20 protein-coding genes are annotated in these 21,962 nt (G+C 62.5%); 10 read left to right on the plus strand and 10 right to left on the minus strand.

Annotation, left to right across the window (positions count from 1 at the left end):
* The first annotated feature begins 6 nt into the window (after positions 1–6).
* The 5 genes from ACFZPT_RS18470 to fdhA all read left to right on the plus strand — a co-directional run bounded on the left by ACFZPT_RS18470 (position 7) and on the right by fdhA (position 6,333).
* Positions 7–309 carry a sarcosine oxidase subunit delta gene (locus tag ACFZPT_RS18470; RefSeq protein ID WP_003194855.1) on the plus strand — a complete coding sequence of 101 codons (303 nt, stop codon included), beginning with the start codon at positions 7–9 and terminating at the stop codon, positions 307–309.
* Positions 306–3,323: a sarcosine oxidase subunit alpha gene (locus ACFZPT_RS18475; protein WP_034115306.1), complete on the plus strand. Its 3,018-nt coding sequence runs from the start codon at positions 306–308 to the stop codon at positions 3,321–3,323. Before ACFZPT_RS18470 ends, ACFZPT_RS18475 begins: the two co-directional genes overlap by 4 nt.
* A 123-nt stretch (positions 3,324–3,446) precedes the next feature.
* Positions 3,447–4,079, plus strand: a complete 633-nt coding sequence (locus ACFZPT_RS18480; protein ID WP_024077781.1) for a sarcosine oxidase subunit gamma — start codon at positions 3,447–3,449, stop codon at positions 4,077–4,079.
* 10 nt (positions 4,080–4,089) lie between these two features.
* Positions 4,090–4,947 carry a formyltetrahydrofolate deformylase gene (gene purU, locus ACFZPT_RS18485; RefSeq protein ID WP_034101145.1) on the plus strand — a complete coding sequence of 286 codons (858 nt, stop codon included), beginning with the start codon at positions 4,090–4,092 and terminating at the stop codon, positions 4,945–4,947.
* Positions 4,948–5,133: 186 nt separating this feature from the next.
* Positions 5,134–6,333, plus strand: a complete 1,200-nt coding sequence (fdhA, locus tag ACFZPT_RS18490) for a formaldehyde dehydrogenase, glutathione-independent (RefSeq protein WP_379555498.1) — start codon at positions 5,134–5,136, stop codon at positions 6,331–6,333.
* A gap of 133 nt (positions 6,334–6,466) precedes the next feature.
* On the opposite strand, the gene ACFZPT_RS18495 is transcribed toward fdhA, so the two are convergent.
* Positions 6,467–6,925: an anti-sigma factor domain-containing protein gene (locus ACFZPT_RS18495; RefSeq protein WP_034115305.1), complete on the minus strand. Its 459-nt coding sequence runs from the start codon at positions 6,923–6,925 to the stop codon at positions 6,467–6,469.
* Positions 6,926–7,060: 135 nt separating this feature from the next.
* Between ACFZPT_RS18495 and ACFZPT_RS18500 the strand changes: the two genes are divergently transcribed.
* On the plus strand, positions 7,061–7,633 hold the full coding sequence (locus tag ACFZPT_RS18500; protein WP_379555500.1) for a DUF2780 domain-containing protein: 573 nt from the start codon (positions 7,061–7,063) through the stop codon (positions 7,631–7,633).
* Here ACFZPT_RS18500 and ACFZPT_RS18505 read toward each other — a convergent pair whose 3' ends face one another.
* Positions 7,634–8,518 carry an acyltransferase gene (locus tag ACFZPT_RS18505; RefSeq protein WP_034115303.1) on the minus strand — a complete coding sequence of 295 codons (885 nt, stop codon included), beginning with the start codon at positions 8,516–8,518 and terminating at the stop codon, positions 7,634–7,636.
* Between the two features lie 140 nt (positions 8,519–8,658).
* On the opposite strand from ACFZPT_RS18505, the gene ACFZPT_RS18510 reads away from it, so the two are divergent.
* From ACFZPT_RS18510 to creD, 4 genes are read left to right on the plus strand one after another with little or no spacing between them, the layout of a single operon-like run.
* Positions 8,659–9,159, plus strand: coding sequence for an ATP-dependent zinc protease (locus tag ACFZPT_RS18510; RefSeq protein WP_034101138.1), 501 nt, complete (start codon positions 8,659–8,661; stop codon positions 9,157–9,159).
* Positions 9,160–9,168: 9 nt separating this feature from the next.
* Complete coding sequence (creB, locus tag ACFZPT_RS18515; RefSeq protein WP_034101136.1) at positions 9,169–9,837, plus strand: two-component system response regulator CreB; 669 nt, start codon at positions 9,169–9,171, stop codon at positions 9,835–9,837.
* On the plus strand, positions 9,837–11,276 hold the full coding sequence (creC, locus tag ACFZPT_RS18520) for a two-component system sensor histidine kinase CreC (RefSeq protein ID WP_034101134.1): 1,440 nt from the start codon (positions 9,837–9,839) through the stop codon (positions 11,274–11,276). The genes creB and creC overlap by 1 nt, the downstream gene beginning before the upstream one ends.
* Positions 11,277–11,327: 51 nt before the next feature.
* Positions 11,328–12,701 carry a cell envelope integrity protein CreD gene (gene creD, locus ACFZPT_RS18525; protein ID WP_034101132.1) on the plus strand — a complete coding sequence of 458 codons (1,374 nt, stop codon included), beginning with the start codon at positions 11,328–11,330 and terminating at the stop codon, positions 12,699–12,701.
* Positions 12,702–12,887: 186 nt separating this feature from the next.
* Here the strand turns inward: creD and ACFZPT_RS18530 are convergent, their stop codons facing one another.
* The 8 genes from ACFZPT_RS18530 to ACFZPT_RS18565 all read right to left on the minus strand — a co-directional run bounded on the left by ACFZPT_RS18530 (position 12,888) and on the right by ACFZPT_RS18565 (position 21,840).
* Positions 12,888–13,517, minus strand: a complete 630-nt coding sequence (locus ACFZPT_RS18530) for a glutathione S-transferase N-terminal domain-containing protein (RefSeq protein ID WP_034101130.1) — start codon at positions 13,515–13,517, stop codon at positions 12,888–12,890.
* A 155-nt stretch (positions 13,518–13,672) separates the two neighbouring features.
* The gene (locus tag ACFZPT_RS18535) at positions 13,673–13,855 is read right to left on the minus strand and encodes a hypothetical protein (RefSeq protein WP_034115302.1); all 183 of its coding nucleotides are present in this window, start codon (positions 13,853–13,855) and stop codon (positions 13,673–13,675) included.
* Positions 13,852–14,955 carry a PepSY domain-containing protein gene (locus ACFZPT_RS18540; protein ID WP_034115301.1) on the minus strand — a complete coding sequence of 368 codons (1,104 nt, stop codon included), beginning with the start codon at positions 14,953–14,955 and terminating at the stop codon, positions 13,852–13,854. The genes ACFZPT_RS18535 and ACFZPT_RS18540 overlap by 4 nt, the downstream gene beginning before the upstream one ends.
* A 26-nt stretch (positions 14,956–14,981) precedes the next feature.
* On the minus strand, positions 14,982–17,411 hold the full coding sequence (locus ACFZPT_RS18545; RefSeq protein WP_379555504.1) for a TonB-dependent siderophore receptor: 2,430 nt from the start codon (positions 17,409–17,411) through the stop codon (positions 14,982–14,984).
* 218 nt (positions 17,412–17,629) lie between these two features.
* The gene (locus tag ACFZPT_RS18550) at positions 17,630–18,598 is read right to left on the minus strand and encodes a FecR domain-containing protein (protein ID WP_034101125.1); all 969 of its coding nucleotides are present in this window, start codon (positions 18,596–18,598) and stop codon (positions 17,630–17,632) included.
* Entirely contained in the window at positions 18,595–19,113 is a 519-nt protein-coding gene (locus ACFZPT_RS18555; protein WP_034101123.1) for an RNA polymerase sigma factor, read from the minus strand. The genes ACFZPT_RS18550 and ACFZPT_RS18555 overlap by 4 nt, the downstream gene beginning before the upstream one ends.
* A 100-nt stretch (positions 19,114–19,213) precedes the next feature.
* Positions 19,214–19,921 carry a PolC-type DNA polymerase III gene (locus ACFZPT_RS18560; RefSeq protein WP_034115299.1) on the minus strand — a complete coding sequence of 236 codons (708 nt, stop codon included), beginning with the start codon at positions 19,919–19,921 and terminating at the stop codon, positions 19,214–19,216.
* On the minus strand, positions 19,918–21,840 hold the full coding sequence (locus tag ACFZPT_RS18565) for a putative nucleotidyltransferase substrate binding domain-containing protein (RefSeq protein WP_034115388.1): 1,923 nt from the start codon (positions 21,838–21,840) through the stop codon (positions 19,918–19,920). The genes ACFZPT_RS18560 and ACFZPT_RS18565 overlap by 4 nt, the downstream gene beginning before the upstream one ends.
* Positions 21,841–21,962 lie beyond the last annotated feature (122 nt).

Below are 21,962 nucleotides of genomic sequence, written 5' to 3' on the forward strand. Positions count from 1 at the left end.
TTCCCTATGTTGCATATCTTCTGTCCTCACTGTGGCGAACTGCGCTCCGAAGAGGAATTCCACGCGTCCGGCCAAGCGCACATCCCGCGCCCGCTAGACCCGAACGCCTGCACCGACGAGCAGTGGGGCGACTACATGTTCTTCCGCGACAACCCCCGTGGCCTGCACCACGAGTTGTGGATTCACGCCGCCGGGTGCCGCCAGTATTTCAACGCGACCCGCGACACCGTGACCTACGAAATTCTTGAAACCTACAAGATTGGCGAGAAGCCGCAATTCACCGCCAAGGCTTCTGGAGAGAAGGTATGAGCCAGATCAATCGCCTGTCCAACGGTGGCCGGATCGACCGTAACAAGGTCCTGACCTTCAGCTTCAACGGCCAGACCTACAAAGGCTTCGAAGGCGACACCCTGGCCGCCGCGTTGCTGGCCAACGGCGTCGATATCATTGGCCGCAGCTTCAAGTACTCGCGCCCTCGCGGCATCTTTGCCGCCGGTGCCGAAGAGCCGAACGCAGTGCTGCAGATCGGCGCGACCGAAGCCACCCAGATTCCTAACGTACGCGCCACACAACAGGCGCTGTATCAAGGTTTGGTCGCCACCAGCACCAACGGCTGGCCGAGCGTCAACAACGACATGATGGGCATTCTCGGCAAGGTCGGCGGCAAGCTGATGCCGCCGGGTTTCTACTACAAAACCTTCATGTACCCGCAATCGTTCTGGATGACCTACGAGAAGTACATCCGCAAGGCCGCCGGCCTGGGCCGCTCGCCGACCGAGAACGATCCGGACACCTACGACAACTTCAACCGTCACTGCGACGTGCTGGTGGTGGGCGCAGGCCCTGCCGGGCTGGCGGCGGCACTGGCGGCTGCGCGCAGCGGCGCCCGGGTGATCCTTGCCGATGAGCAGGAAGAGTTCGGTGGTTCGTTGCTCGACTCCCGCGAAAGCCTGGACGGCAAGCCCGCCAGCGAGTGGGTCGCCAGTGTGATCGCCGAGTTGAAAAGCCTGCCGGACGTGGTGCTGCTGCCCCGCGCCACGGTCAACGGCTACCACGACCATAACTTCCTGACCATTCACGAGCGCCTTACCGATCACCTCGGCGACCGTGCGCCGATCGGCGTGGTGCGCCAGCGCATTCACCGTGTGCGTGCCAAACGCGTGGTGTTGGCCACCGGTGCGTGCGAGCGTCCATTGGTGTACGGCAACAACGACGTGCCGGGCAACATGCTGGCCGGTGCGGTCTCCACATATGTGCGCCGTTACGGCGTGGCACCGGGTAAAAAATTGGTGCTGTCGACCAACAACGATCACGCCTATCGCGTGGCCTTGGACTGGTTCGACGCCGGCCTGGCCGTGGTAGCCGTCGCCGATGTGCGCCACAACCCACGCGGTGCACTGGTGGAAGAAGCCCGCGCCAAAGGTATCCGCATCCTCACCAGCAGCGCCGTGGTCGAAGCCCGTGGCACCAAGCGCGTGACCGCTGCGCGTGTCGCCGCGATTGACGTCAAGGCCCATAAAGTCACCAGCCCCGGCGAGTGGCTGGACTGCGACCTGGTAGCCAGCTCCGGCGGCTACAGCCCGGTGGTTCACCTGGCTTCGCACCTGGGCGGCAAGCCGATCTGGCGTGAAGACATTCTTGGTTTCGTCCCCGGCGAGGCGCCGCAGAAACGTGTGTGCGTCGGTGGTATCAACGGCGTCTACGGCCTCGGCGATTCCCTGGCCGATGGTTTTGAAGGGGGCGTGCGCGCCGCCAGCGAAGCCGGTTTCGCGCCGGTGGAAGGCACTCTGCCAAAGGCCCTGAGCCGTCTGGAAGAACCTACCCTGGCGATCTACCAGGTGCCGCACGACAAAGCGACCGCACGGGCGCCGAAGCAATTCGTCGACCTGCAGAACGACGTTACCGCTGCCGCCATCGAACTGGCCACCCGCGAAGGCTTCGAGTCGGTCGAGCACGTCAAGCGCTACACCGCGCTGGGCTTCGGCACTGACCAGGGCAAGTTGGGCAACGTCAACGGCCTGGCTATCGCTGCGCGCTCGCTGAACGTGACCATCCCGCAGATGGGCACCACCATGTTCCGTCCCAACTACACGCCGGTCACCTTCGGCGCCGTAGCGGGCCGGCACTGTGGGCATATTTTCGAACCCGTGCGCTACACCGCGCTGCACGCGTGGCACGTCAAGAATGGCGCCGAGTTCGAAGACGTCGGCCAGTGGAAACGTCCTTGGTACTTCCCGCGCAACGGTGAAGACCTGCACGCCGCGGTGAAACGCGAATGCCTGGCCGTGCGCGACAGCGTCGGCCTGTTGGATGCGTCCACCCTCGGCAAGATCGACATCCAGGGCCCGGACGCCCGTGAGTTCCTCAACCGCATCTACACCAACGCCTGGACCAAGCTCGACGTGGGCAAGGCGCGCTACGGCCTGATGTGTAAGGAAGACGGCATGGTCTTCGACGACGGCGTGACCGCGTGCCTGGCCGACAACCACTTCCTGATGACCACCACCACCGGCGGCGCCGCCCGCGTGCTGCAGTGGCTGGAAATCTATCAGCAAACCGAATGGCCGGACCTCAAGGTGTACTTCACCTCGGTCACCGACCACTGGGCTACCATGACCCTGTCCGGCCCCAACAGCCGCAAGCTGCTGGCGGAAGTCACCGACATCGACCTGGACAAGGACGGTTTCCCGTTCATGACCTGGAAAGAAGGTTTGGTGGGCGGTGTGCCGGCGCGGGTGTTCCGCATTTCGTTTACCGGTGAGCTGTCGTACGAAGTCAACGTGCAGGCCGACTACGCCATGGGCGTGCTGGAACAGATTGTCGCCGCCGGCAAGAAGTACAACCTGACTCCGTACGGCACCGAAACCATGCACGTACTGCGGGCCGAGAAGGGCTTCATCATCGTCGGCCAGGATACCGACGGCTCGATGACCCCGGACGACCTCAACATGGGCTGGTGCGTCGGTCGTACCAAACCGTTCTCGTGGATCGGCTGGCGCGGCATGAACCGTGAAGACTGCGTGCGCGAAGAGCGCAAGCAACTGGTGGGCCTCAAGCCGATTGATCCTAAGGTGTGGCTGCCGGAGGGCGCGCAACTGGTGCTCGATCCGAAGCAGTCGATCCCGATGAAGATGGTTGGTCACGTCACCTCCAGCTACGCGCACAACTCCCTGGGCTATTCGTTTGCCATGGGCGTGGTGAAAGGCGGCTTGAAGCGCATCGGCGAACGGGTGTTCTCGCCCCAGGCCGATGGCAGCGTGATCGAGGCTGAGATTGTGTCTTCGGTGTTCTTCGACCCGAAAGGGGATCGCCAGAACATTTGATAGACCGAGGCGCGGCCATCGGGAGCAAGCCCCCTCCCACATTTGGAATGCATTCCCCTGTGGGAGGGGGCTTGCTCCCGATGACGCCAGTAGCCACACAACAGAATTCAGAACAGGTGCTTTATGACAGCAGCCAATGTGTACCAACAACGCCCCACTACCGGCGCCAAGGCCGAGTCGTCGCTGCACCATGCCGACCTCGCCAGTCTGGTCGGTAAGGGCCGCAAGAACGCCGGTGTGACCGTGCGCGAAAAGAAACTGCTCGGCCACCTGACCATTCGTGGCGATGGTCATGATGCCGCGTTCGCCGCCGGTGTGCACAAGGCCCTGGGCATCGAATTGCCCGGCGCCCTGCAAGTTATCGTCAAAGGCGAAACCAGCCTGCAATGGCTCGGCCCGGATGAGTGGCTGTTGGTGGTGCCGAGCGGTGAGGAGTTCGCCGCAGAGCAGAACCTGCGTGCCGCGCTGGGCGACCTGCATATTCAGGTGGTCAACGTCAGCGGCGGCCAGCAGATCCTCGAACTCAGCGGCCCGAACGTGCGCGATGTGCTGATGAAATCCACCAGCTACGACGTGCACCCCAATAATTTCCCAGTGGGCAAAGCGGTAGGCACGGTGTTCGCCAAGTCGCAACTGGTGATCCGCCATACCGCCGAAGACACCTGGGAACTGGTGATCCGTCGCAGCTTCTCGGATTACTGGTGGCTGTGGTTGCAGGATGCCTCGGCGGAATTCGGCCTGAGTGTCCAAGCCTGAGGAATAACCCATGAGCCGCGCACCCGATACATGGATTTTGACCGCCGACTGCCCCAGCGTGCTCGGCACGGTGGACGCGGTCACCCGCTACCTGTTCGAGCAGGGCTGCTACGTCACCGAGCACCATTCGTTCGATGACCGCCTCTCGGGCCGGTTTTTCATTCGCGTGGAATTCCGCCAGCCTGACGGGTTCGACGAGCAAGCCTTTCGCGATGGCCTGGCTGCGCGGGGCGAGGCGTTTGGCATGATCTTCGAGCTGACGGCACCGAACTACCGGCCAAAAGTGGTGATCATGGTGTCCAAGGCCGATCACTGCCTGAACGATCTGCTGTACCGCCAGCGTATCGGCCAATTGTCGATGGACGTGGTGGCGGTGGTATCAAACCACCCCGATCTCAAGCCATTGGCCGACTGGCATCAGATTCCCTACTACCATTTCCCCCTCGACCCCAACGACAAACCGTCCCAGGAGCGTCAGGTGTGGCAAGTGGTGGAAGACACCGGTGCCGAACTGGTGATTCTTGCGCGCTATATGCAAGTGCTGTCGCCGGAGCTGTGCCGCAAGCTCGATGGCAAGGCCATCAACATTCACCACTCATTGCTGCCGGGGTTCAAGGGCGCCAAGCCGTATCACCAGGCGTACAACAAGGGCGTGAAACTGGTGGGCGCCACTGCGCATTACATCAACAACGACCTGGACGAAGGCCCGATCATCGCCCAGGGCGTGGAGGTGGTGGATCACAGCCACTATCCCGAGGATTTGATTGCCAAGGGGCGCGATATCGAAGGGCTGACATTGGCCCGGGCGGTTGGGTATCACATTGAGCGGCGGGTGTTCTTGAATGCCAATAGGACAGTGGTGCTATGACTGCCGCTATCGGGGGCAAGCCCCCTCCCACATTTTGATTTGTGCACGCATTCAACTGTGGGAGGGGGCTTGCCCCCGATGAGGCCCTGACAAACAACACAAGCAACAGCATCTGTACCCGAGCACTTAACGCGCTGCCCATTTGACGGCAACGCAGTTCCATAAAAACAACAGCGAGGTGAAAGCATGTCTGGTAATCGTGGTGTCGTGTATCTCGGCAACGGCAAGGTCGAAGTACAGAAAATCGACTATCCCAAAATGCAGGACCCCCGTGGCAGGAAGATCGAGCACGGCGTCATCCTGCGCGTGGTCTCCACCAATATCTGCGGCTCCGACCAACACATGGTGCGCGGCCGTACCACTGCCCAGACCGGCCTGGTGCTCGGTCACGAAATCACCGGTGAAGTGATCGAGAAGGGCAGCGACGTCGAAAACCTGAAAATCGGCGACTTGGTTTCCGTCCCCTTCAACGTGGCTTGCGGGCGCTGCCGTTCCTGCAAAGAGCAACACACCGGCGTGTGCCTGACCGTCAACCCGGCCCGTGCCGGTGGTGCCTATGGCTACGTCGACATGGGCGACTGGACCGGCGGCCAGGCCGAGTACGTGCTGGTGCCGTACGCCGACTTCAACCTGCTCAAACTGCCGGACCGCGACAAGGCCATGGAGAAAATCCGCGACCTGACCTGCCTCTCCGACATTCTGCCGACGGGCTACCACGGCGCGGTGACGGCGGGCGTTGGCCCAGGCAGCACCGTGTACATCGCTGGTGCCGGCCCGGTTGGCCTGGCCGCTGCTGCGTCGGCGCGTCTGCTGGGTGCGGCAGTGGTGATCGTCGGTGACGTCAACTCCATCCGCCTGGCCCACGCCAAGGCCCAGGGTTTTGAGGTAGTAGTCCTGTCCACCGATACGCCGCTGCACGAACAGATCGCCGCGTTGCTGGGCGAGCCGGAAGTGGACTGCGCGGTCGACTGCGTGGGCTTTGAAGCGCGCGGCCATGGCCACGATGGCGTCAAGGCAGAGGCCCCTGCCACCGTACTCAACTCGCTGATGGGTGTAGTGCGCGTAGCGGGCAAGATCGGTATCCCGGGCCTGTACGTCACCGAAGATCCGGGTGCCGTCGACGCCGCCGCGAAAATGGGCAGCCTGAGCATCCGTTTCGGCCTGGGTTGGGCCAAATCCCACAGCTTCCACACCGGCCAGACCCCGGTGATGAAGTACAACCGCCAGCTGATGCAGGCGATCATGTGGGACCGCATCAACATCGCCGAGATCGTCGGCGTGCAGGTGATCAGCCTGGACGACGCACCACGGGGCTACGGCGAGTTCGATGCGGGCGTGCCGAAGAAGTTTGTGATTGATCCGCACAAGTTGTTCAGCGCGGCGTAAACCCAGGCACACGAAGGGCCAAATGTGGGAGGGGGCTCGCCCCCGGTGGTATTGATTCAGTCAGTAAACAGGTGACTGAATCGACGCCATCGGGGGCGAGCCCCCTCTCACATTGGCTTGTGGTATTGGGATATCAGCGGTTGGCCAGTGCGCCCTGATAGACAGTGGGCCCGGTCGGTTGTTTGCTCACCGAGCCGCCTTTGGTTTCCGAACTCACCATCAACTCCACCGGTTTGCTGATGGACGCTTGCTGGCGTGGGTTCAGGCCGATAATGCCTTTGCCGTCCTCCGGCAACAGGCCCAGGGAGATCGGCGTGCCGTCTTTGGGAATCGCCCACAATTCCAGGCTCTTGTCCGGCTCTGCGGCGGCAGCGGCGATGGGTTGCACTTCCAGGTAGTCTTTGTGCGCCATGATCTGCGCGGCCGGCTGCTGGGTGGTGGTCACCAGGGTGGCGGCGGATTTGACGCTGTCCTGGGTGTAGATCGCGCCGCCGATACCGGCAACCACCACGACACAGGCACCGAGGAACAGGCGAGGGCGGCTCCAGAATGGAGGCTTGTGCTCAATCACTTGGGGTTGGATCGCAGTCATAAGTCTCTTCCTGACAAATTTTGTAGTCAGTTCATGGACTCGCTTAGGCCGGATCGGTTCCTCCCTGGCTCGGAACAACCGACCGGTTACCCAGTCAAAACCCTGCTTTCGCCCCTACATCCTGAGGTTGTATCCATGAAGATTTCACGCGGTTTCGCCCTGTCCTGCCTGATGACGCTGGCCGCCGGGCCCGCACTGGCCGCAGGCTTCAGCCTGGGCGACGCGGCCAATGCCATTGCGGGTATGCAGGGTGGTAACAACAAAGCCGCTGCTGCCGCACCGTCGTCCCAGACGGCCGACCTGCTGAGCACCCTGACCTCGCAGTTGAACGTTACCCCGGAGCAAGCCATCGGCGGCACCGGCGCCATGCTCGGCCTGGCGCGCAATCAGTTGAGCGGCAAAGATTATTCGCAGTTGGGCCAGAGCGTGCCAGGGCTTGACCAGTTGTCGGGCAACAATGCCCTCGGCAGCCTTGGAGCCTTGAGCGGCATGCTTAGCCAGACCGGCGGCAGCAAGACCAGCGGCCTGGACGGCCTGCTCGGCAATGTAAAAAACACCAACGACCTCAACACCGCCTTCAGCGCCTTGGGCATGGACAGTGGCATGGTCGGCCAGTTTGCCCCGGTGATTCTGCAATTTCTGGGCAGCCAGGGCGCCAACAGTTCGGTGCTGGGTAAGCTGGCTCAAGCCTGGGGCACCCGCAGCTGATTATCCCTGCGCGCGCAGGTGCTCGATGCGCGCGTCTTTTTCCTCCCAGAGCTGGTTCACCCAGCTCTGGACGGTCTGGCGAAAGGCCGGATCGTTCTCGTAATCCCCCTGCCACAACGCCGGGTCCAGCTCGCGGGTCTGGATATCGATGATCACCTTCGGCACCGCGCCGCTGATCAAGTCCCAGAACCCCGGGATCTTCTGCGACGGGTACACCACGGTCACGTCGAGAATCGCATCCAGCTGTTCGCCCATTGCCGCCAGCACAAACGCCACACCGCCCGCCTTGGGCTTGAGCAGCCGCTTGAACGGTGAAGTCTGCTGCGCATGTTTGGCCTGGCTGAAGCGCGTGCCTTCCAGGTAATTGACCACCGTCACCGGCTGGCGCTTGAACAGCTCGCACGCCTGTTTGGTGATTTTCAAATCCTGGCCCGCCAATTCCGGGTGTTTGGCCAGGAAGGCTTTGGTGTAGCGCTTCATGAACGGGTAATCCAGCGCCCACCAGGCCAGGCCAAGGAAGGGCACCCAGATCAGCTCTTTTTTCAGGAAGAACTTGAAGAACGGCGTGCGCCGGTTGAGGGCCTGGATCAGCGCGGGAATATCCACCCACGATTGATGGTTGCTGATGACCAGGTACGACGTGTCACGGCGCAGCTCATCGCCGCCGCGGATATCCCACTGGGTCGGAATGCACAGGGCGAAGATCAGTTTGTCGATCTCGGCCCAGGTCTCGGCGATCCACATTACCGCCCAGGACATGTAGTCCCGAGAGCGGCCAGGCGCCACCAGTTTGAGCAGGGCGAACACCATCAGCGGTCCGATCAGGACCAGCGTATTGAGTAACAGCAGCAATGTAACCAAACAGCCGGTGAGCAGGCGGCGCATAAGCAACTCTTGGAATTGTGTGGGCGGGCCATGATAAGCAGCTTGAGTCTAGAGGCCAAATCACAAAACGCCGGGTGATCTAACTAAGTAGCGCTTATGCGGTCTAGAATCCGCCTACTTCTTTTCCGAGGAATCACTTCGTGAAACTGCTCCTTGCCTCCCTCGCCCTGGTTGCCCTGCCGGTCATGGCCGCCGAACCGACCCTCTACGGTCGCTACGAATACATCCAGTTGCCGGAGATCGGCGAAACCTTCAAGGCCAAGATGGACACCGGCGCGCTGACTGCCTCGCTGTCGGCCCGCGACATCGAAACCTTCACCCGCGATGGCGACGACTGGGTACGTTTCCGCCTGGGCGGCAAGGACGCGTCCGATAAGGTCTTCGAACACAAAGTCTCGCGCATCAGCAAGATCAAGAGCCGCGCCGACGAAGACGACGAAAAAGATGAAGCCAGCGTGGCCAAGCGCCCAGTGATCGATCTGGAAATGTGCCTGGGCAACGTCAAGCGCACCGTCGAGGTCAACCTCACCGACCGCAGCAGCTTCAACTACCCGTTGCTGATCGGTGCCAAGGCCCTGCGTGAATTCGGCGCTGCGGTGAACCCGGCCCGTCGGTACACTGCCGACAAACCGGACTGCTGACGGACTGCCATGCCCCACATCCTGATTGTCGAAGACGAAGCGGCGATTGCCGACACGCTGATATTCGCCCTGCAAGGCGAGGGCTTCGGCACCACCTGGCTGAGCCTGGGCCAGGCGGCGCTGGAGCATCAGCGCAAGACCCCGGCCGACCTGATCATCCTCGACATCGGCCTACCGGACATCAGTGGTTTTGAAACCTGCAAGCAATTGCGCCGCTTCAGCGAAGTGCCGGTGATGTTCCTCAGTGCCCGCGACGGTGAGATCGACCGGGTCGTGGGGCTGGAGATCGGCGCCGACGATTACGTGGTCAAGCCGTTCAGCCCAAGGGAAGTGGCGGCGCGGGTCAAGGCGATCCTCAAACGCGTCGGCCCCGGTGTGGCGCCGGCGCTGTTTCAGGTGGATCTGGAGCGCATGCAGATCGCCTATCGCGGCCAGCCCTTGAGCCTGACGCGCCATGAGTTTCGTCTGCTGCAAAGCCTGTTGGAACAACCGGAGCGGGTGTTCAGCCGCGAACAGTTGCTCGACGCCGTGGGCGTGCCTGCCGATGCCGGCTACGAGCGCAACATCGACAGCCATATCAAAAGCCTGCGCAGCAAATTGCGCGGCATTGCCGCCCAAGCCGAACCGATCCAGACCCACCGCGGCCTCGGCTACAGCTACAGCCCGAGCCACAGCTGATGCGCCTGGGGCTGCGGATGTTCCTGGTGTACGCGCTGTTTATCGGCCTGACCGGCTATTTCGTGCTCAGCACCGTGATGAAGGAAATCCGCCCCGGCGTGCGCCAGTCCACCGAAGAAACCCTGGTGGACACCGCCAACCTGCTGGCCGAGATCCTGCGCGATGACGTCAAAAACGGCACCCTCGGCCAGAGCCACTGGCCCGCGCTGCTCAAGGCTTACGGCAATCGTCAGCCGGGCGCGACCATCTGGGGGCTACCGAAAAACCAGGTTAACCATCGAATTTACGTCACCGACGCCAACGGCACCGTGTTGCTCGACTCCAGCGGCGTGGCGGTGGGCCAGGACTATTCGAAGTGGAACGACGTTTACCTGACCCTGCGCGGCGAATACGGCGCGCGTTCCACCCGCAGTAACCCGGAGGACGCCACCTCGTCGGTGATGCACGTGGGCGCGCCGATCCGCGATAACGGCCAGATCATCGGCGTGGTCACCGTGGCCAAGCCCAACAGCTCGTTGCAGCCCTATGTCGACCGTACCGAGCGGCGCCTGCTTTGGTACGGCGCCGGGCTGGTCATCCTCGGGTTGCTGCTCGGCGCGCTGTTGTCGTGGTGGGTGAGCGCCGCCCTGCGCCGTCTGACCGCCTATGCCGAAGCCGTCAGCGAGGGCCGCCGCGCCGAGCTGCCGCACTACCGGGGCGGCGAACTCAAGCAACTCTCCACTGCTGTGGAGCACATGCGCACACAGCTGGAAGGCAAAGCCTACGTCGAACACTACGTACACACCCTGACCCACGAACTGAAAAGCCCGCTGGCGGCCATTCGCGGCGCGGCGGAGCTGTTGCAGGGCGACATGACCCGCGAACAACAGCAGCGTTTTGTCGGCAATATCGACAGCGAAAGCGCACGCTTGCAGCAGTTGATCGAACGCCTGTTGAACCTGGCGCAGGTCGAACAACGCCAGGGCCTGGAAGAGCAGGTGAGCATCCCGCTGGCGGCCCTGGTGAGCGATGTGCTCAATGCCCAGTGTGCGCGCATCGAAGGCGCTGGGTTACACGTCGAGCAAGCGATTGCGGCGGATGTGAACGTGTTTGGCGAGCCGTTCCTGTTGCGTCAGGCGCTGGGCAACTTGCTGGATAACGCGTTGGATTTCACCCCGCCGGGTGGCACGTTGCGCTTCAGTGCGAGCCGCCAGCACAACGATGTGCAGGTGAGCCTGTTCAACCAGGCCGCGCCGATTCCCGACTATGCCTTGCCGCGTTTGAGTGAGCGGTTCTATTCATTGCCGCGTCCGGCCAGTGGGCGCAAGAGCACGGGCCTGGGTTTGAACTTCGTTGAAGAAGTGATGAAGCTACACGGCGGTGCGTTGCAGATCGGCAATGTGCCGGGTGGAGTGCAGGTGGTGCTGCATCTCCACACAGTCTCCACAGTACCCACATAAAACCCCCACGCGTGCGGCTCACGCTCTGCCCATCAAAACAGGGAGAGCCCCATGAACCGCAGCCTGCTTTTCAAACTTGGCGCCATTGCGCTACTGATCCTGCTGTTACTGATTCCGTTGTTGATGATCAACGGCATCATCAGTGACCGCCAGCAACTGCGCGACGGTGTCGTGATGGACATCGCCCGCAGTTCCAGCTTCGCCCAGCGCCTGACCGGCCCGGTCATGGTGGTGCCATATCGCAAGACCGTGCGTGAATGGAAACTCAACGAAAAACTCAACAAGCGCTACGAGGAAACCCGTGAAGAACGCGGGCGCCTGTATTTCCTGCCGGACCGTTTTGAACTCGACGGCCAGGTGCAGACCGAGCTGCGCGCCCGGGGGATTTACCAGGCACGGCTGTTCCATGCCGATAGCCGCATCAGTGGGCGCTTCGAGCTGCCCGCGCAGTTGGGCATCAACGAAAATTTCGCGGACTACCGCTTCGAACCGGCGTTTCTGGCGGTGGGCATCAGCGATATCCGTGGCATCGAAAACGCCCTGAAGCTGGAGCTGGGCAGCCAACGCCTGGAGTTTTCGCCGGGCACCCAAGTGGATTGGCTGGGGGAGGGCGTCCATGTCACGCTGCCGGAGCAGGACAGTAAAAAACCGGCGGTGGTGGACTTCGCCTTCGACCTGCGCCTGCAAGGCACCGAACAACTGCAAGTGGTGCCGGTGGGCAAGACCAGTCAGGTATCGCTGGCGTCCAACTGGCCGCACCCCAGCTTTATCGGCAACTTCCTGCCGGCCCAGCGTGACATCACCGACAAAGGCTTCACCGCCAACTGGCAGACCTCATTCTTTTCCACCAACCTCGAACAGGCCCTGCAAACCTGCCTGGACCGCGAAGGCTGTGACGACTTCAACAACCGCAGCTTCGGCGTGAACTTCATCGATCCGGTGGACCAGTACCTCAAGAGCGATCGCGCGATCAAATACGCGCTGCTGTTTATCGCCCTGACCTTTGCCGGTTTCTTTCTGTTCGAAGTGCTCAAGAGCCTGGCGGTGCACCCGATTCAATACGCCCTGGTGGGCGTGGCGCTGGCGTTCTTTTATCTGCTGTTGTTGTCGCTGTCCGAGCACCTGGGGTTTGCCCTGGCGTATCTGATCTCGGCGAGTGCGTGCGTGGTGTTGATCGGTTTCTATGTGTGCCATGTGCTGCGCAGCGTCGCCCACGGCCTGGGGTTCTCAGCGGGGCTCGCGGCGTTGTATGGCTTGTTGTACGGGTTGTTGAGTGCGGAGGATTACGCGCTGCTGATGGGTTCGCTGTTGTTGTTCGGCCTGCTGGGCACGGTGATGGTGCTCACGCGCAAATTGGACTGGTACGGGGTGGGCAAGCGCAAGGCGAGCGAGCCGCTGCAGTTTGATCTGGAGGCGGTGCAATGATCGGCTTGCGCGAAGATCGACAAGTAGGGGCGCAGTTAGCCACAAGGATCGCCACATTCCTTGCTGTCACCACTGCCCACTGTGGCAGTGGGCTTGCCCGCGATAGCGGGGGGTCAGAAACCGATGTGCTGGATGACATACCGCAGTCGCGGGCAAGCCCGCTCCCACATTGGGTCGGTGTGCAGGTCAGGCCGGTGGCTGGGTCTGCTGCATCGAAGGCCGCTGGCTGACGTCGGCGTACCAGGCGGCAAGCTGTGGGTTGTCCACGCGCCATTGCATATCCGGATGGCGAAAATCCAGATAACCCAGGGCACAGGCCACGCTGATCGCGGCAACGTCGAAGTGGCTGGCCAGTTCGGCGATGGCATTCTGTTCCAGCTCGGCGAGGGTGCGGCGGATTTTGTTGCGCTGCTCGTCGAGCCACTGATCCCAGTGCTTCTCCACCGGGCGCAGGGCTGTTTCGTAGCGCACCAGCACGGCGGCATCCATGATGCCGTCGGCCATCGAGGCCAATGTGAGGCGGCGCCAGCGTGCCGAGCCGTCGCGGGGGATCAGCGGGTTGCCGACGTGCTGGTGGTCGAAGTAATCGAGGATCACCCGGCTGTCGTGCAGCACCGAGCCGTCAGCCAGACGCAACGCCGGGATCTTGCCCACCGGGTTGCCGTCGACCAACTGCGCATCGGGGTTGACCGGGGTCGGCATGCAGGCGTGCAGGGCCACGCGGTCCTGCTGGCCGGTTTCGAGCAGCAGCACGCGGACTTTGCGTACGAACGGTGATGCAGGGTTGTGGAACAAGGTCATGCTGGGCGTGGACATGGGCATTCCTCTGGATTGATTGTGGCTAGCCTAGAGGGTCGCGCGGTGGCTGGCGAGGGGCAGGTTGAGGGCTCATCGGGGGCAAGCCCCCTCCCACACTTTGAATGTGTTAACAAATCAAAAATGTGGGAGGGGGCGAGCCCCCGATGAGGTCCTCAGCCACGCCCCTTGAACAACCCCCAACTACCAATGGCCGCTGGTATACCCAACCCCACCCAACTCAACGCATCCCACCCACCATCTCCCAATAACGCCGCAAACAGCCCGGCGGCGCTGAGCAGGCCGATTCCCAACGGAAGACCGAACACCTTCCAGAAACTCGACTGGCGCGGCCTCATGCCTTGCCCGCCCTGCGTTTGGCGATCCACAGGTAAATCCCGCTGATCAGCACGACGATGGTCAGCCCATCCAGCAGCGCCCACAGGATCTTCATCGGCATGCCGCCATAGTCGCCAAAGTGCAGCGGCTGGGACATGCCCATGGCGTCCATGTACCACGGCCGTTCGGCGATCGCCGTGACCTGCAGGGTGCTGGCGTCGATCAGCACCGGGGTGAGCAGGTGCGAAGTCAGGTGCGTGCTGCCCTTCATAAACACCGCATAGTGGTGCTCGCTGGAGAACCGCGTGCCGGGGAAGGCGATAAAGTCCGGCTGCATACCGGGTGCGGCGCGTGCGGCGATGCTCAGCAACTCGCTGGCCGGGGCGCGTAAGGTCAGCGGCGGCGCATCCTTGTACGGTTCGATCAGGGCCGTGAGGCTGTCCTGGCGCCAGGCGGCGATGAGCAGGTCGGCGCAGGCGCTGATGACGCCGGTCACGCCCACCACCAGGGCCCAGGTCAGCGTAACCACGCCGATCAGGTTGTGCAGGTCGAGCCAGCGCAGGCGGGTGGTTTTGTCCCGGCGCACGCTGGCGAATTTCAGACGACGCATGAACGGCAGGTACAGCACCGTGCCGGAAATGATCGCCAACACAAACAGCACACCCATAAACGCCAGCAGCAGCTTGCCCGGCAGACCGGCGAACATATCCACATGCAGGCGCAGCAAAAACAAGGTGAAACCGCCATTGGCCGAGGGCATCTCCAGCGCGTCGCCGTTGCGCGCATCGAGCATGAAGGTGTGGGACGCGTTCGGCTCCGTGCCGGCGGTGGCGGCCATGATCGCGATCACACCGTTCGGGTCGTCTTCATCCCAGGCCAGGTATTGCAGGGCCTCTCCGGGGCGATGGGCCAGGGCCTTGTTCACCAGTTGTTCCAGGTTCAATCGCGGCGTATCGGCCGGCATCGGCTGGAGCTGGGGTTCGTTGCCCAGCAGATGGTCGATCTCGTGGTGAAACACCAGCGGCAGGCCGGTGAGGGCGAGCAGCAGCAGGAACACCGTGCAGATCAGGCTGGTCCAGGTGTGGACGAAGGACCAGCGGCGGATGGTTGTGCTTTTCATGTTTCAGCCTGCAGCCTCTGCGCCGATCACCATTGGTACGTGGCGCTGGCGACGACGCTGCGTTGGTCGCCGAAGTAGCAGTAGTTGCCATCGCAGGTGGACAGGTAGTCCTTGTTGAACAGGTTGGTGGCGTTCACCTTCAGCGACGCGCCTTTGAGGCTGTTGTCCAGGCGACCGAGGTCGTAATGCACCGCGCCATCGAACACGGTGTAGGCGTTGGCCTTACCCAGCCAGGTGTTGGCCTGGTCGCCGTAGGTGTTGCCGGTGTAACGCGCGCCAAAGCCGATGCCGAAGCCATCGAGCACGCCGGTGTGCCAGGTGTAGTCGGTCCACAGCGACGCTTGCTGGTTGGGCATCAGTTGCAGGCGGTTGCCTTTGTATTGGCCTTTTTGCACCTCGGATTTGGCCAGGGTGTAGGCGGCGATCACCTTGAGGTTATCGGTTACGTCAGACACCGCTTCCAATTCCAGGCCCTTGACCTTCACTTCGCCGGTCTGGTCGGTGACTGAAACGCCGCCGGCCTGGAAGCTGGTCACCAGCACGTTCTTTTGGGTCAGGTCATAGACCGCCGCGCTCAGCAGGGTGTTGGAGCCGGGCGGGTGGTATTTGACCCCCAGTTCCCATTGCTTGCCTTCGGTGGGTTTGTACGACTTCACAGGATCGACGCTGGCGTTGCTCGCCGGCTGGAACGACTCGGCGTAGGACAAGTACGGCACGAAACCGGAGTCGAACACGTAGCTCAAGGCCGCGTTGCCGCTGAAGTTCTTGCTGCGGTCAGTGTTGGTCGCGTCGTTCTTGTTGAAGTAGGTGGTGCCCTGGTGCACCCAGTCTTCACGGCCGCCCAAGGTCAGGCGCCAGTTGTCCAACGCCATCTGGTCCTGGACGTAAAGCCCGGTTTGCACGGTTTTCTGGTTGTAGTCATAGAACGCTGTGGAGCGCGCAGGACGGACGGTCGGGCCCCCGTAGCTCGGGTTGAAAATATTGGTGCCCGAGGCCAGACCGAAGATCGACAGATAGGACGTGTCGGTACGCTGATGATCCAGGCCCAGCAGCAGGGTGTGGGTGATGTCCCCCGTGGCAAAGTCGGCCTGGAAGTTGTTGTCCACGGCGAACTGGCCGATGTTCTCGTCCACATTGGTGGTGGACCGGCTGATATTGCCCGCCGCGTCGGCCGGCGAGAAGGCGTAGGAGCCCACGGTCAGTTGCTGGAACGACAGCTCGGACTTGGTGTAACGCAGGTTCTGCTTGAATTGCCAGGTATCGTTGAGGCGATGCTCGAAGGCGTAGCCCAGGGCGTAGTAGGTGCGGTCGTAGAACTCATAGTCCGGATCGCCGAGGTTCTTGTGGTGGGACACCTCCCCCAGCGGCGATTTGATCTTGGTGCCCTGGATCGGCAGGAACTGGCTGGTGGTGCCGGTATCGTCGCGGGTGAACTGCGACAGCAAGGTCAGCCGGGTGTCGGGGTCGATGTTCCAGGTCAGGCTGGGGGCGATGTTGTAGCGCTTGTTGTCGATGTGATCGACCTGGGTGCCGGAGTCGCGCACCACGCCGCTCAGGCCATAGAGAAACTGGCCGTCGTCGTCGATCTTGCCGGTGCTGGCGAAGTTGATCTGGCGGTGATTGTCGCTGCCGTACTGCACTTGCACCGCATGGCTGGCCTGCTCGCTGGGACGGCTGCTGACCATGTCCAGCAGGCCACCCGGTGGAGTCTGGCCATACACCGACGAGGCCGGTCCGCGCAGCAGGGCCAGGCGATCGAGGTTCCAGGTCTCGGCTTTCGGGTTGGCATACACGCCACGCGGCAGTGGCAGGCCGTCGAGAAACTGCGTCGGCTCAAAGCCGCGTACGCGCATCCAGTCGTAGCGCGTGTCGCTGCCGTAGCTGGCGGACACGATGCCGGGCATGTATTTCACCGCGTCGTCGAGGGTGTGAACGCTACGATCCTGCATCTGCTGGCGGGTGGCGACGGAGATCGAGCGCGGCGCTTCCACCAGGGCGGTGTCGGTCTTGGTGCCGGCGGCGGTGCGTGTCGCCAGGTAGCCTTGGGCCGGGCCCCATGCGCTTTCATAACTGCCTTGCCCGGTGATGTTGGTTTCCGGCAACGCCACTACGCCGTCCGGAATCGCCACCAAGGTGAAGGTTCCGGCGCTGCTCTGTTCCAGCTGCAACCCCGTGCCGCGCAGTGCTTGGCGCAGCGCGCTCTGGGCATCGAACTGGCCGTTTACAGGAGCGGAGGTTTTACCGGCGGCCAGGGCCGGATCGAGGGTCAGCGCCAGGCCGGCCTGGCTAGCGATCTGGTTGAGCGTGCTGGCCAGAGGCGCCGCCGGCAAGTTGTAGGCACGCACGCTGGAGGCCTGTTCGGCCGCCAATAGCTGAGGCGTGATCAGCGGTGTGCCGAGGGCAATGGCCACGGCCAACAGACTGGGGCGCAGCAGGGTGTCTAGTGTGCGGGACATAGGGCGGCTCCTGAATGGAAGTAATTCGCAATTGCCTATGTGCCGAGCGAGATTCGAAAAGTGATAGGGCTGGATGAAAATATTTTTTGCCGGGGATTTTTCGGTGTGTTTGCAGGCCTATCGGGGGCAAGCCCCCTCCCACAGTTGATCGGATATTGTTCAGGTCAATGTGGGAGGGGGCTTGCCCCCGATAGCCTCAACCCAGGCCTCACTGATGCCTAACGCTTGGCACCCACCGTCACCCACCACGGCGTGTGCTGCCTGATTTGCACCGGCAACGTCGGCAGCAGCGCATTGAGCGCCAGCGTGGTGTCGTGCAGCGGGAAACTGCCGGTGATGCGCAAGTCGGCCACGTCTTTATCCACGCCTAGATAGCCTGGGCGGTAGCGACTCAATTCCTCGACCACGTCGCCCAGGCGCGCGTTGTCCACCACCAGCATGCCGCGCGTCCAGGCATCCGTGGCGGGGGTGACGGCCAGGGACGGGCCGAGGCCGTCGCTGCGCATCAGCACTTGCTGGCCTGCTTTGAACACCTGTTCCTGAGGCAGCGCCTCCGGCTGCGCTGCAACGGCGGACTGCAGCACGCTCAGGCGCGTGGCGTCGTCTTCGCGCTTGACGATAAACCGCGTACCTAGCGCCCGCAGGCGGCCGTCGCGGGTCTGCACGTAGAACGGGCGCGCATCGTTATGGCCGGTTTCGACGAGGATTTCACCGTCCTGCAGCACGATCAGCCGGCGCTTTTCATCGAAGCGCACGTCGATGGCGCTGTGGGTGTTGAGATTGATCTGGGTACCGTCCGCCAGTTTCAGCGTGCGCTGCTCGCCGGTGGCGGTGCGTTGGTCGGCCAGCCAATAGTGGATCGGCACATAGCGTTCGCCTGCAAATAACCCCAGGCCGCAGATAAGCGCAATGCTCGCCAGGCCGCTGCCGAGCTTGCGTACCCGTTGACGGATGGCCTGACGCGACTGCAACAACGCGGCGCGCGCCGGGCCCGAGGCGATGCTGAAACGTTGGTCGAGCATGCCCAACTGGCGCCAGGCGCGGGCGTGTTCCTCATCGCTGGCCAGCCATTTGCTGAACTCTTCACGCTCGACCGCACTGCCGTCGCCAGAATCCAGGGACAACTGCCAGGCAATCGCCGCATCCAGCACGCGGGCCGAGACCGGTTTGGCGCCGACTGCACTCATGTCGGCTCGCCATACAGTGCGATATAGCACTGGCGAATGCCCTGGGCCAGGTACTGGCGCACGCGGGGCACCGATACGCCGAGGCGTTGGGCGATCTGCGCGTGGCCCAGGCCGTCGAGACGACTGTAGAGAAACGCCGCGCGGGCCTTGCTCGACAACGTGCCGAGCAATCGGTCGATGGCTTTGAGGTCTTCGAGGATCAGTTGCTGGGCTTCGGGGGACGGGTGTTCGCTTTCCGGGATCAGCATCAATTCGGCCAGGTAAGCCTGCTCCAGTGCCGCGCGCCGGAAATAGTCGAACAACAGGCCCTTGGCGATGGCCACCAGAAATGCCCTTGGCTCGCGCGGTTCCGGCAACGTGTCGCGCCCCAACAGGCGCATGAACGTGTCCTGGCTCAGGTCTTCGGCCCGGCTCGGGCACGCCACGTTGCGTCGCAGCCAGGCCAGCAGCCAGCCGCGATGGTCTCGATACAACGCACCAACCCGCTCACTGTGTGGGTTCTGGACCGACGACAAGGCATCACCGAATAAACAAGAGGTTTAAACTAACGAGAATTATTCGCGATTGTGTCAGAGGCGTGGGGTAGGCGCAATTGGCGTCTGTCGGGAGATGAGATTAAAACGATGGCGCCTGTTGCCGGCGTTTCCATTGGCTCAACCGCGTGTGCAGCGCGAGCGGTGTATCGATTGACTGCTGGCGCGCGCGGCTGAACAAAATCAGCATCAGCTCCGCCGTGGCCAAGGCGTCGGCGCTGGCGTGATGGCGTTCGCCGACTTCCAGGTGGAAGTGCTTGATCCAATCGTCCAGCCCTGCCTCACGGATTGGCGCCTCGGGGCACAGCAGGGGGGCGATGTCGGCCACATCCAGAAACGGGTGGGTCAGGCGATAACCCAGGCTGTCCTTGAGCGCGCGGCTCAGCATGTGTTGATCGAACGGCGCGTGGAACGCGAGCAGTGGGCTGTCGCCGACGTACTCCATAAAGTCCAACAAGGCTTCCACCGGATCGCTGCCGGCGGCAATGGCGCTGGGCCCCAGGCCGTGGATCAGCACACTGGGGCTGAGTTTGGTTTCGGGGCGTTGCAGGGTGCGCTCGAACAACTGGGAGAAGTCCACCGCGCCATCCTCGATCACCACCGCGCCGATGGACAGCACCTGGTCGCGGTTGAGGTTCAGGCCGCTGGTTTCCAGGTCCACCACCACCCAGCGTTGGCTGCGCAAGGCGCCTTCACTCAGCGGCGCGGGTTTGGGCAGTTGCGCCAAGCGCCGTTGTTGGGTTGCATCGAGCTGGGGTTTGGCCGCGCGCAGCCAGGCGAACAGGCTCACAGTTGATACCGCAGGGTCAGGCTGCTTTGCAGGCGCTGGGCCTGGCGCAGGGATTCGCGCAGGATGCGCCGGTCCAGGTGGTTGAGGCTGTCGGGATCGACGCGGTTGGAATACGGCTGGTTTTCGCGACTTTGCAGTTGGTGCTGCTGCATGCGGGTCTGCTGGATAAAGTGATAGGCCTCCTCATACGCCGCGCCGTCCAGCGGTTCGATAACCTCCTTGACCACCAGTTGGCGCAGACGCTCCAGGGTGTTGTTAGCGTGAATGCCGTTGGCCAGGGCCAGCAGGCGCGCGCCGTCGACGAAAGGCGTGAGACCCTGCACCTTGAGATCCAGCGTGGCTTTTTCGCCACCTTTGCGGGTCAGCACAAAGTCACGGAAACGCCCAACCGGGGGGCGCTGGCGCAGCGCATTCTCGGCCAGCATGCGTTGGAACAGACGGTTATCCGCGACCTGATCGAGAATGCCCTGGCGCAATACCTCGCAGCCTTGCTCGTCGCCCCACACCACGCGCAAGTCAAAATAAATACTCGAACCCAACAGGTTCTCCGGCGTCGCCTCGCGGATGAACGCCGCAAAACGCCGCGCCCATTCGGCCCGCGACAGGCACAGCTCCGGGTTGCCGGCCATGATATTGCCTTTGCACAGGCTGAAACCGCATAGCGCCAGGCTCTGGTTGATGTGTTGGGCCAGGGGCAATAGACGGCCGCGGATCGCGGCGGCCTCGGCGGCGTCCTTGGCCTCGAACAGAATGCCGTTGTCCTGATCGGTGTACAGCGTCTGCTCGCGACGGCCTTCGCTACCGAAGCACAGCCAACTGAATGGCACGCCAGGGTCACCTTTTTCGGCGAGGCTCAGCTCGATCACCCGGCACACAGTGTGATCGTTGAGCAGGGTGATGATGTGGGTGATCTGGGTGGACGACGCGCCGTGGGCCAGCATGCGCTCGACCAACTGACCGATCTCGCCGCGAATCGCCACCAGGTTGTCGATGCGCGGGGCGTTGCGAATGGTCCGGGCCAGGTGCACCAGGTCCACCCGTTGCAGGGAAAACAGATCGCGCTCGGACACCACGCCGCACAGGCGCTGGTCCTTGACCAGGCACACATGGGCGATATGCCGCTCGGTCATGGCGATGGCGGCGTCGAAGGCGCTGTGGTCCGGCGTCAAAAAGAACGGTGCCTGGGTCATGTGCACGTCGATGGCCTGGCTGAAATCGCTGACGCCGCCGGCCACCACATGGCGTAAGTCGCGCAGGGTAAAAATCCCCAGGGGCGCCTTGTTGTCGTCGACGATGACAATGCTGCCCACTTGCTGCTCGTGCATCAGCGTGACTGCTTCGCGCAAGGGCGTATGCGGGCTGCAGGTGACCGGATGGCGCATGGCCAATTCACCCAGGCGCGTGTTGAGGGAGTATTGGGTGCCGAGGGTTTCCACGGCCTTTTGCTGCACCTGCTGGTTGACCTGATCCAAGAGGCTGCTGACGCCGCGCAGGGCGAAGTCGCGGAACGGGCTGGAAAGGGCGAACAACTTGATAAAGGCCGGTTTGTTCAGTTGCAGGCAGAACGTGTCTTCGGCGGCCTTGTGCTCGGTGCGCGTGGCGCGTTCGCCCAGCAGCGCGGCCAGAGGGAAGCATTCGCCGGTGGTGATTTCGAAGGTGGTCTCGGTGGTGTCCGGTCGTTCGCCGATCACGCGGCCTTGTTTGACGATGTAGAAATGCTCGACCGGCCCGCCCGACGGTTTGAGGATGCTGTCACCGGGGGCATAAAAACGTAATTGGCATTGTTCCACCAGAAACGCCAGGTGCGCGTTTTCCATCTGGTTGAAGGGCGGGAAGCGTTGTAGAAACTGCAGCGTGCCTTGGATATTTTGCAGCACGGCAGTTTTCCCCGCCTGGGCGAAGGCATCAGCTTTACTCATAACAGTGACCGCAGTTTTTTTGTCGTTATCGAGCTGCATGGTCGACTCCTGCGCGGCGGGTGCCCATTGGACGTAAGTCTAGGTCGGTGTAAAAGACGCTGAGCTAGGGAAAAACCCTACAT

It is taken from the genome of Pseudomonas sp. MD330_10, from assembly GCF_042610415.1.
Taxonomy (GTDB): Bacteria; Pseudomonadota; Gammaproteobacteria; order Pseudomonadales; family Pseudomonadaceae; genus Aquipseudomonas; species Aquipseudomonas rhodesiae.

Excerpts from the sequence above, each read along its gene's own strand:
- ACFZPT_RS18470 (WP_003194855.1), top strand. The coding sequence starts at position 7 with ATGTTGCATATCTTCTGTCCTCACTGTGGCGAACTGCGCTCCGAAGAG.
- ACFZPT_RS18475 (WP_034115306.1), top strand. The coding sequence starts at position 306 with ATGAGCCAGATCAATCGCCTGTCCAACGGTGGCCGGATCGACCGTAAC.
- ACFZPT_RS18480 (WP_024077781.1), top strand. The coding sequence starts at position 3,447 with ATGACAGCAGCCAATGTGTACCAACAACGCCCCACTACCGGCGCCAAG.
- purU (WP_034101145.1), top strand. The coding sequence starts at position 4,090 with ATGAGCCGCGCACCCGATACATGGATTTTGACCGCCGACTGCCCCAGC.
- fdhA (WP_379555498.1), top strand. The coding sequence starts at position 5,134 with ATGTCTGGTAATCGTGGTGTCGTGTATCTCGGCAACGGCAAGGTCGAA.
- ACFZPT_RS18495 (WP_034115305.1), bottom strand. The coding sequence starts at position 6,925 with ATGACTGCGATCCAACCCCAAGTGATTGAGCACAAGCCTCCATTCTGG.
- ACFZPT_RS18500 (WP_379555500.1), top strand. The coding sequence starts at position 7,061 with ATGAAGATTTCACGCGGTTTCGCCCTGTCCTGCCTGATGACGCTGGCC.
- ACFZPT_RS18505 (WP_034115303.1), bottom strand. The coding sequence starts at position 8,518 with ATGCGCCGCCTGCTCACCGGCTGTTTGGTTACATTGCTGCTGTTACTC.
- creB (WP_034101136.1), top strand. The coding sequence starts at position 9,169 with ATGCCCCACATCCTGATTGTCGAAGACGAAGCGGCGATTGCCGACACG.
- creC (WP_034101134.1), top strand. The coding sequence starts at position 9,837 with ATGCGCCTGGGGCTGCGGATGTTCCTGGTGTACGCGCTGTTTATCGGC.
- creD (WP_034101132.1), top strand. The coding sequence starts at position 11,328 with ATGAACCGCAGCCTGCTTTTCAAACTTGGCGCCATTGCGCTACTGATC.
- ACFZPT_RS18530 (WP_034101130.1), bottom strand. The coding sequence starts at position 13,517 with ATGTCCACGCCCAGCATGACCTTGTTCCACAACCCTGCATCACCGTTC.
- ACFZPT_RS18535 (WP_034115302.1), bottom strand. The coding sequence starts at position 13,855 with ATGAGGCCGCGCCAGTCGAGTTTCTGGAAGGTGTTCGGTCTTCCGTTG.
- ACFZPT_RS18540 (WP_034115301.1), bottom strand. The coding sequence starts at position 14,955 with ATGAAAAGCACAACCATCCGCCGCTGGTCCTTCGTCCACACCTGGACC.
- ACFZPT_RS18545 (WP_379555504.1), bottom strand. The coding sequence starts at position 17,411 with ATGTCCCGCACACTAGACACCCTGCTGCGCCCCAGTCTGTTGGCCGTG.
- ACFZPT_RS18550 (WP_034101125.1), bottom strand. The coding sequence starts at position 18,598 with ATGAGTGCAGTCGGCGCCAAACCGGTCTCGGCCCGCGTGCTGGATGCG.
- ACFZPT_RS18565 (WP_034115388.1), bottom strand. The coding sequence starts at position 21,840 with ATGAGTAAAGCTGATGCCTTCGCCCAGGCGGGGAAAACTGCCGTGCTG.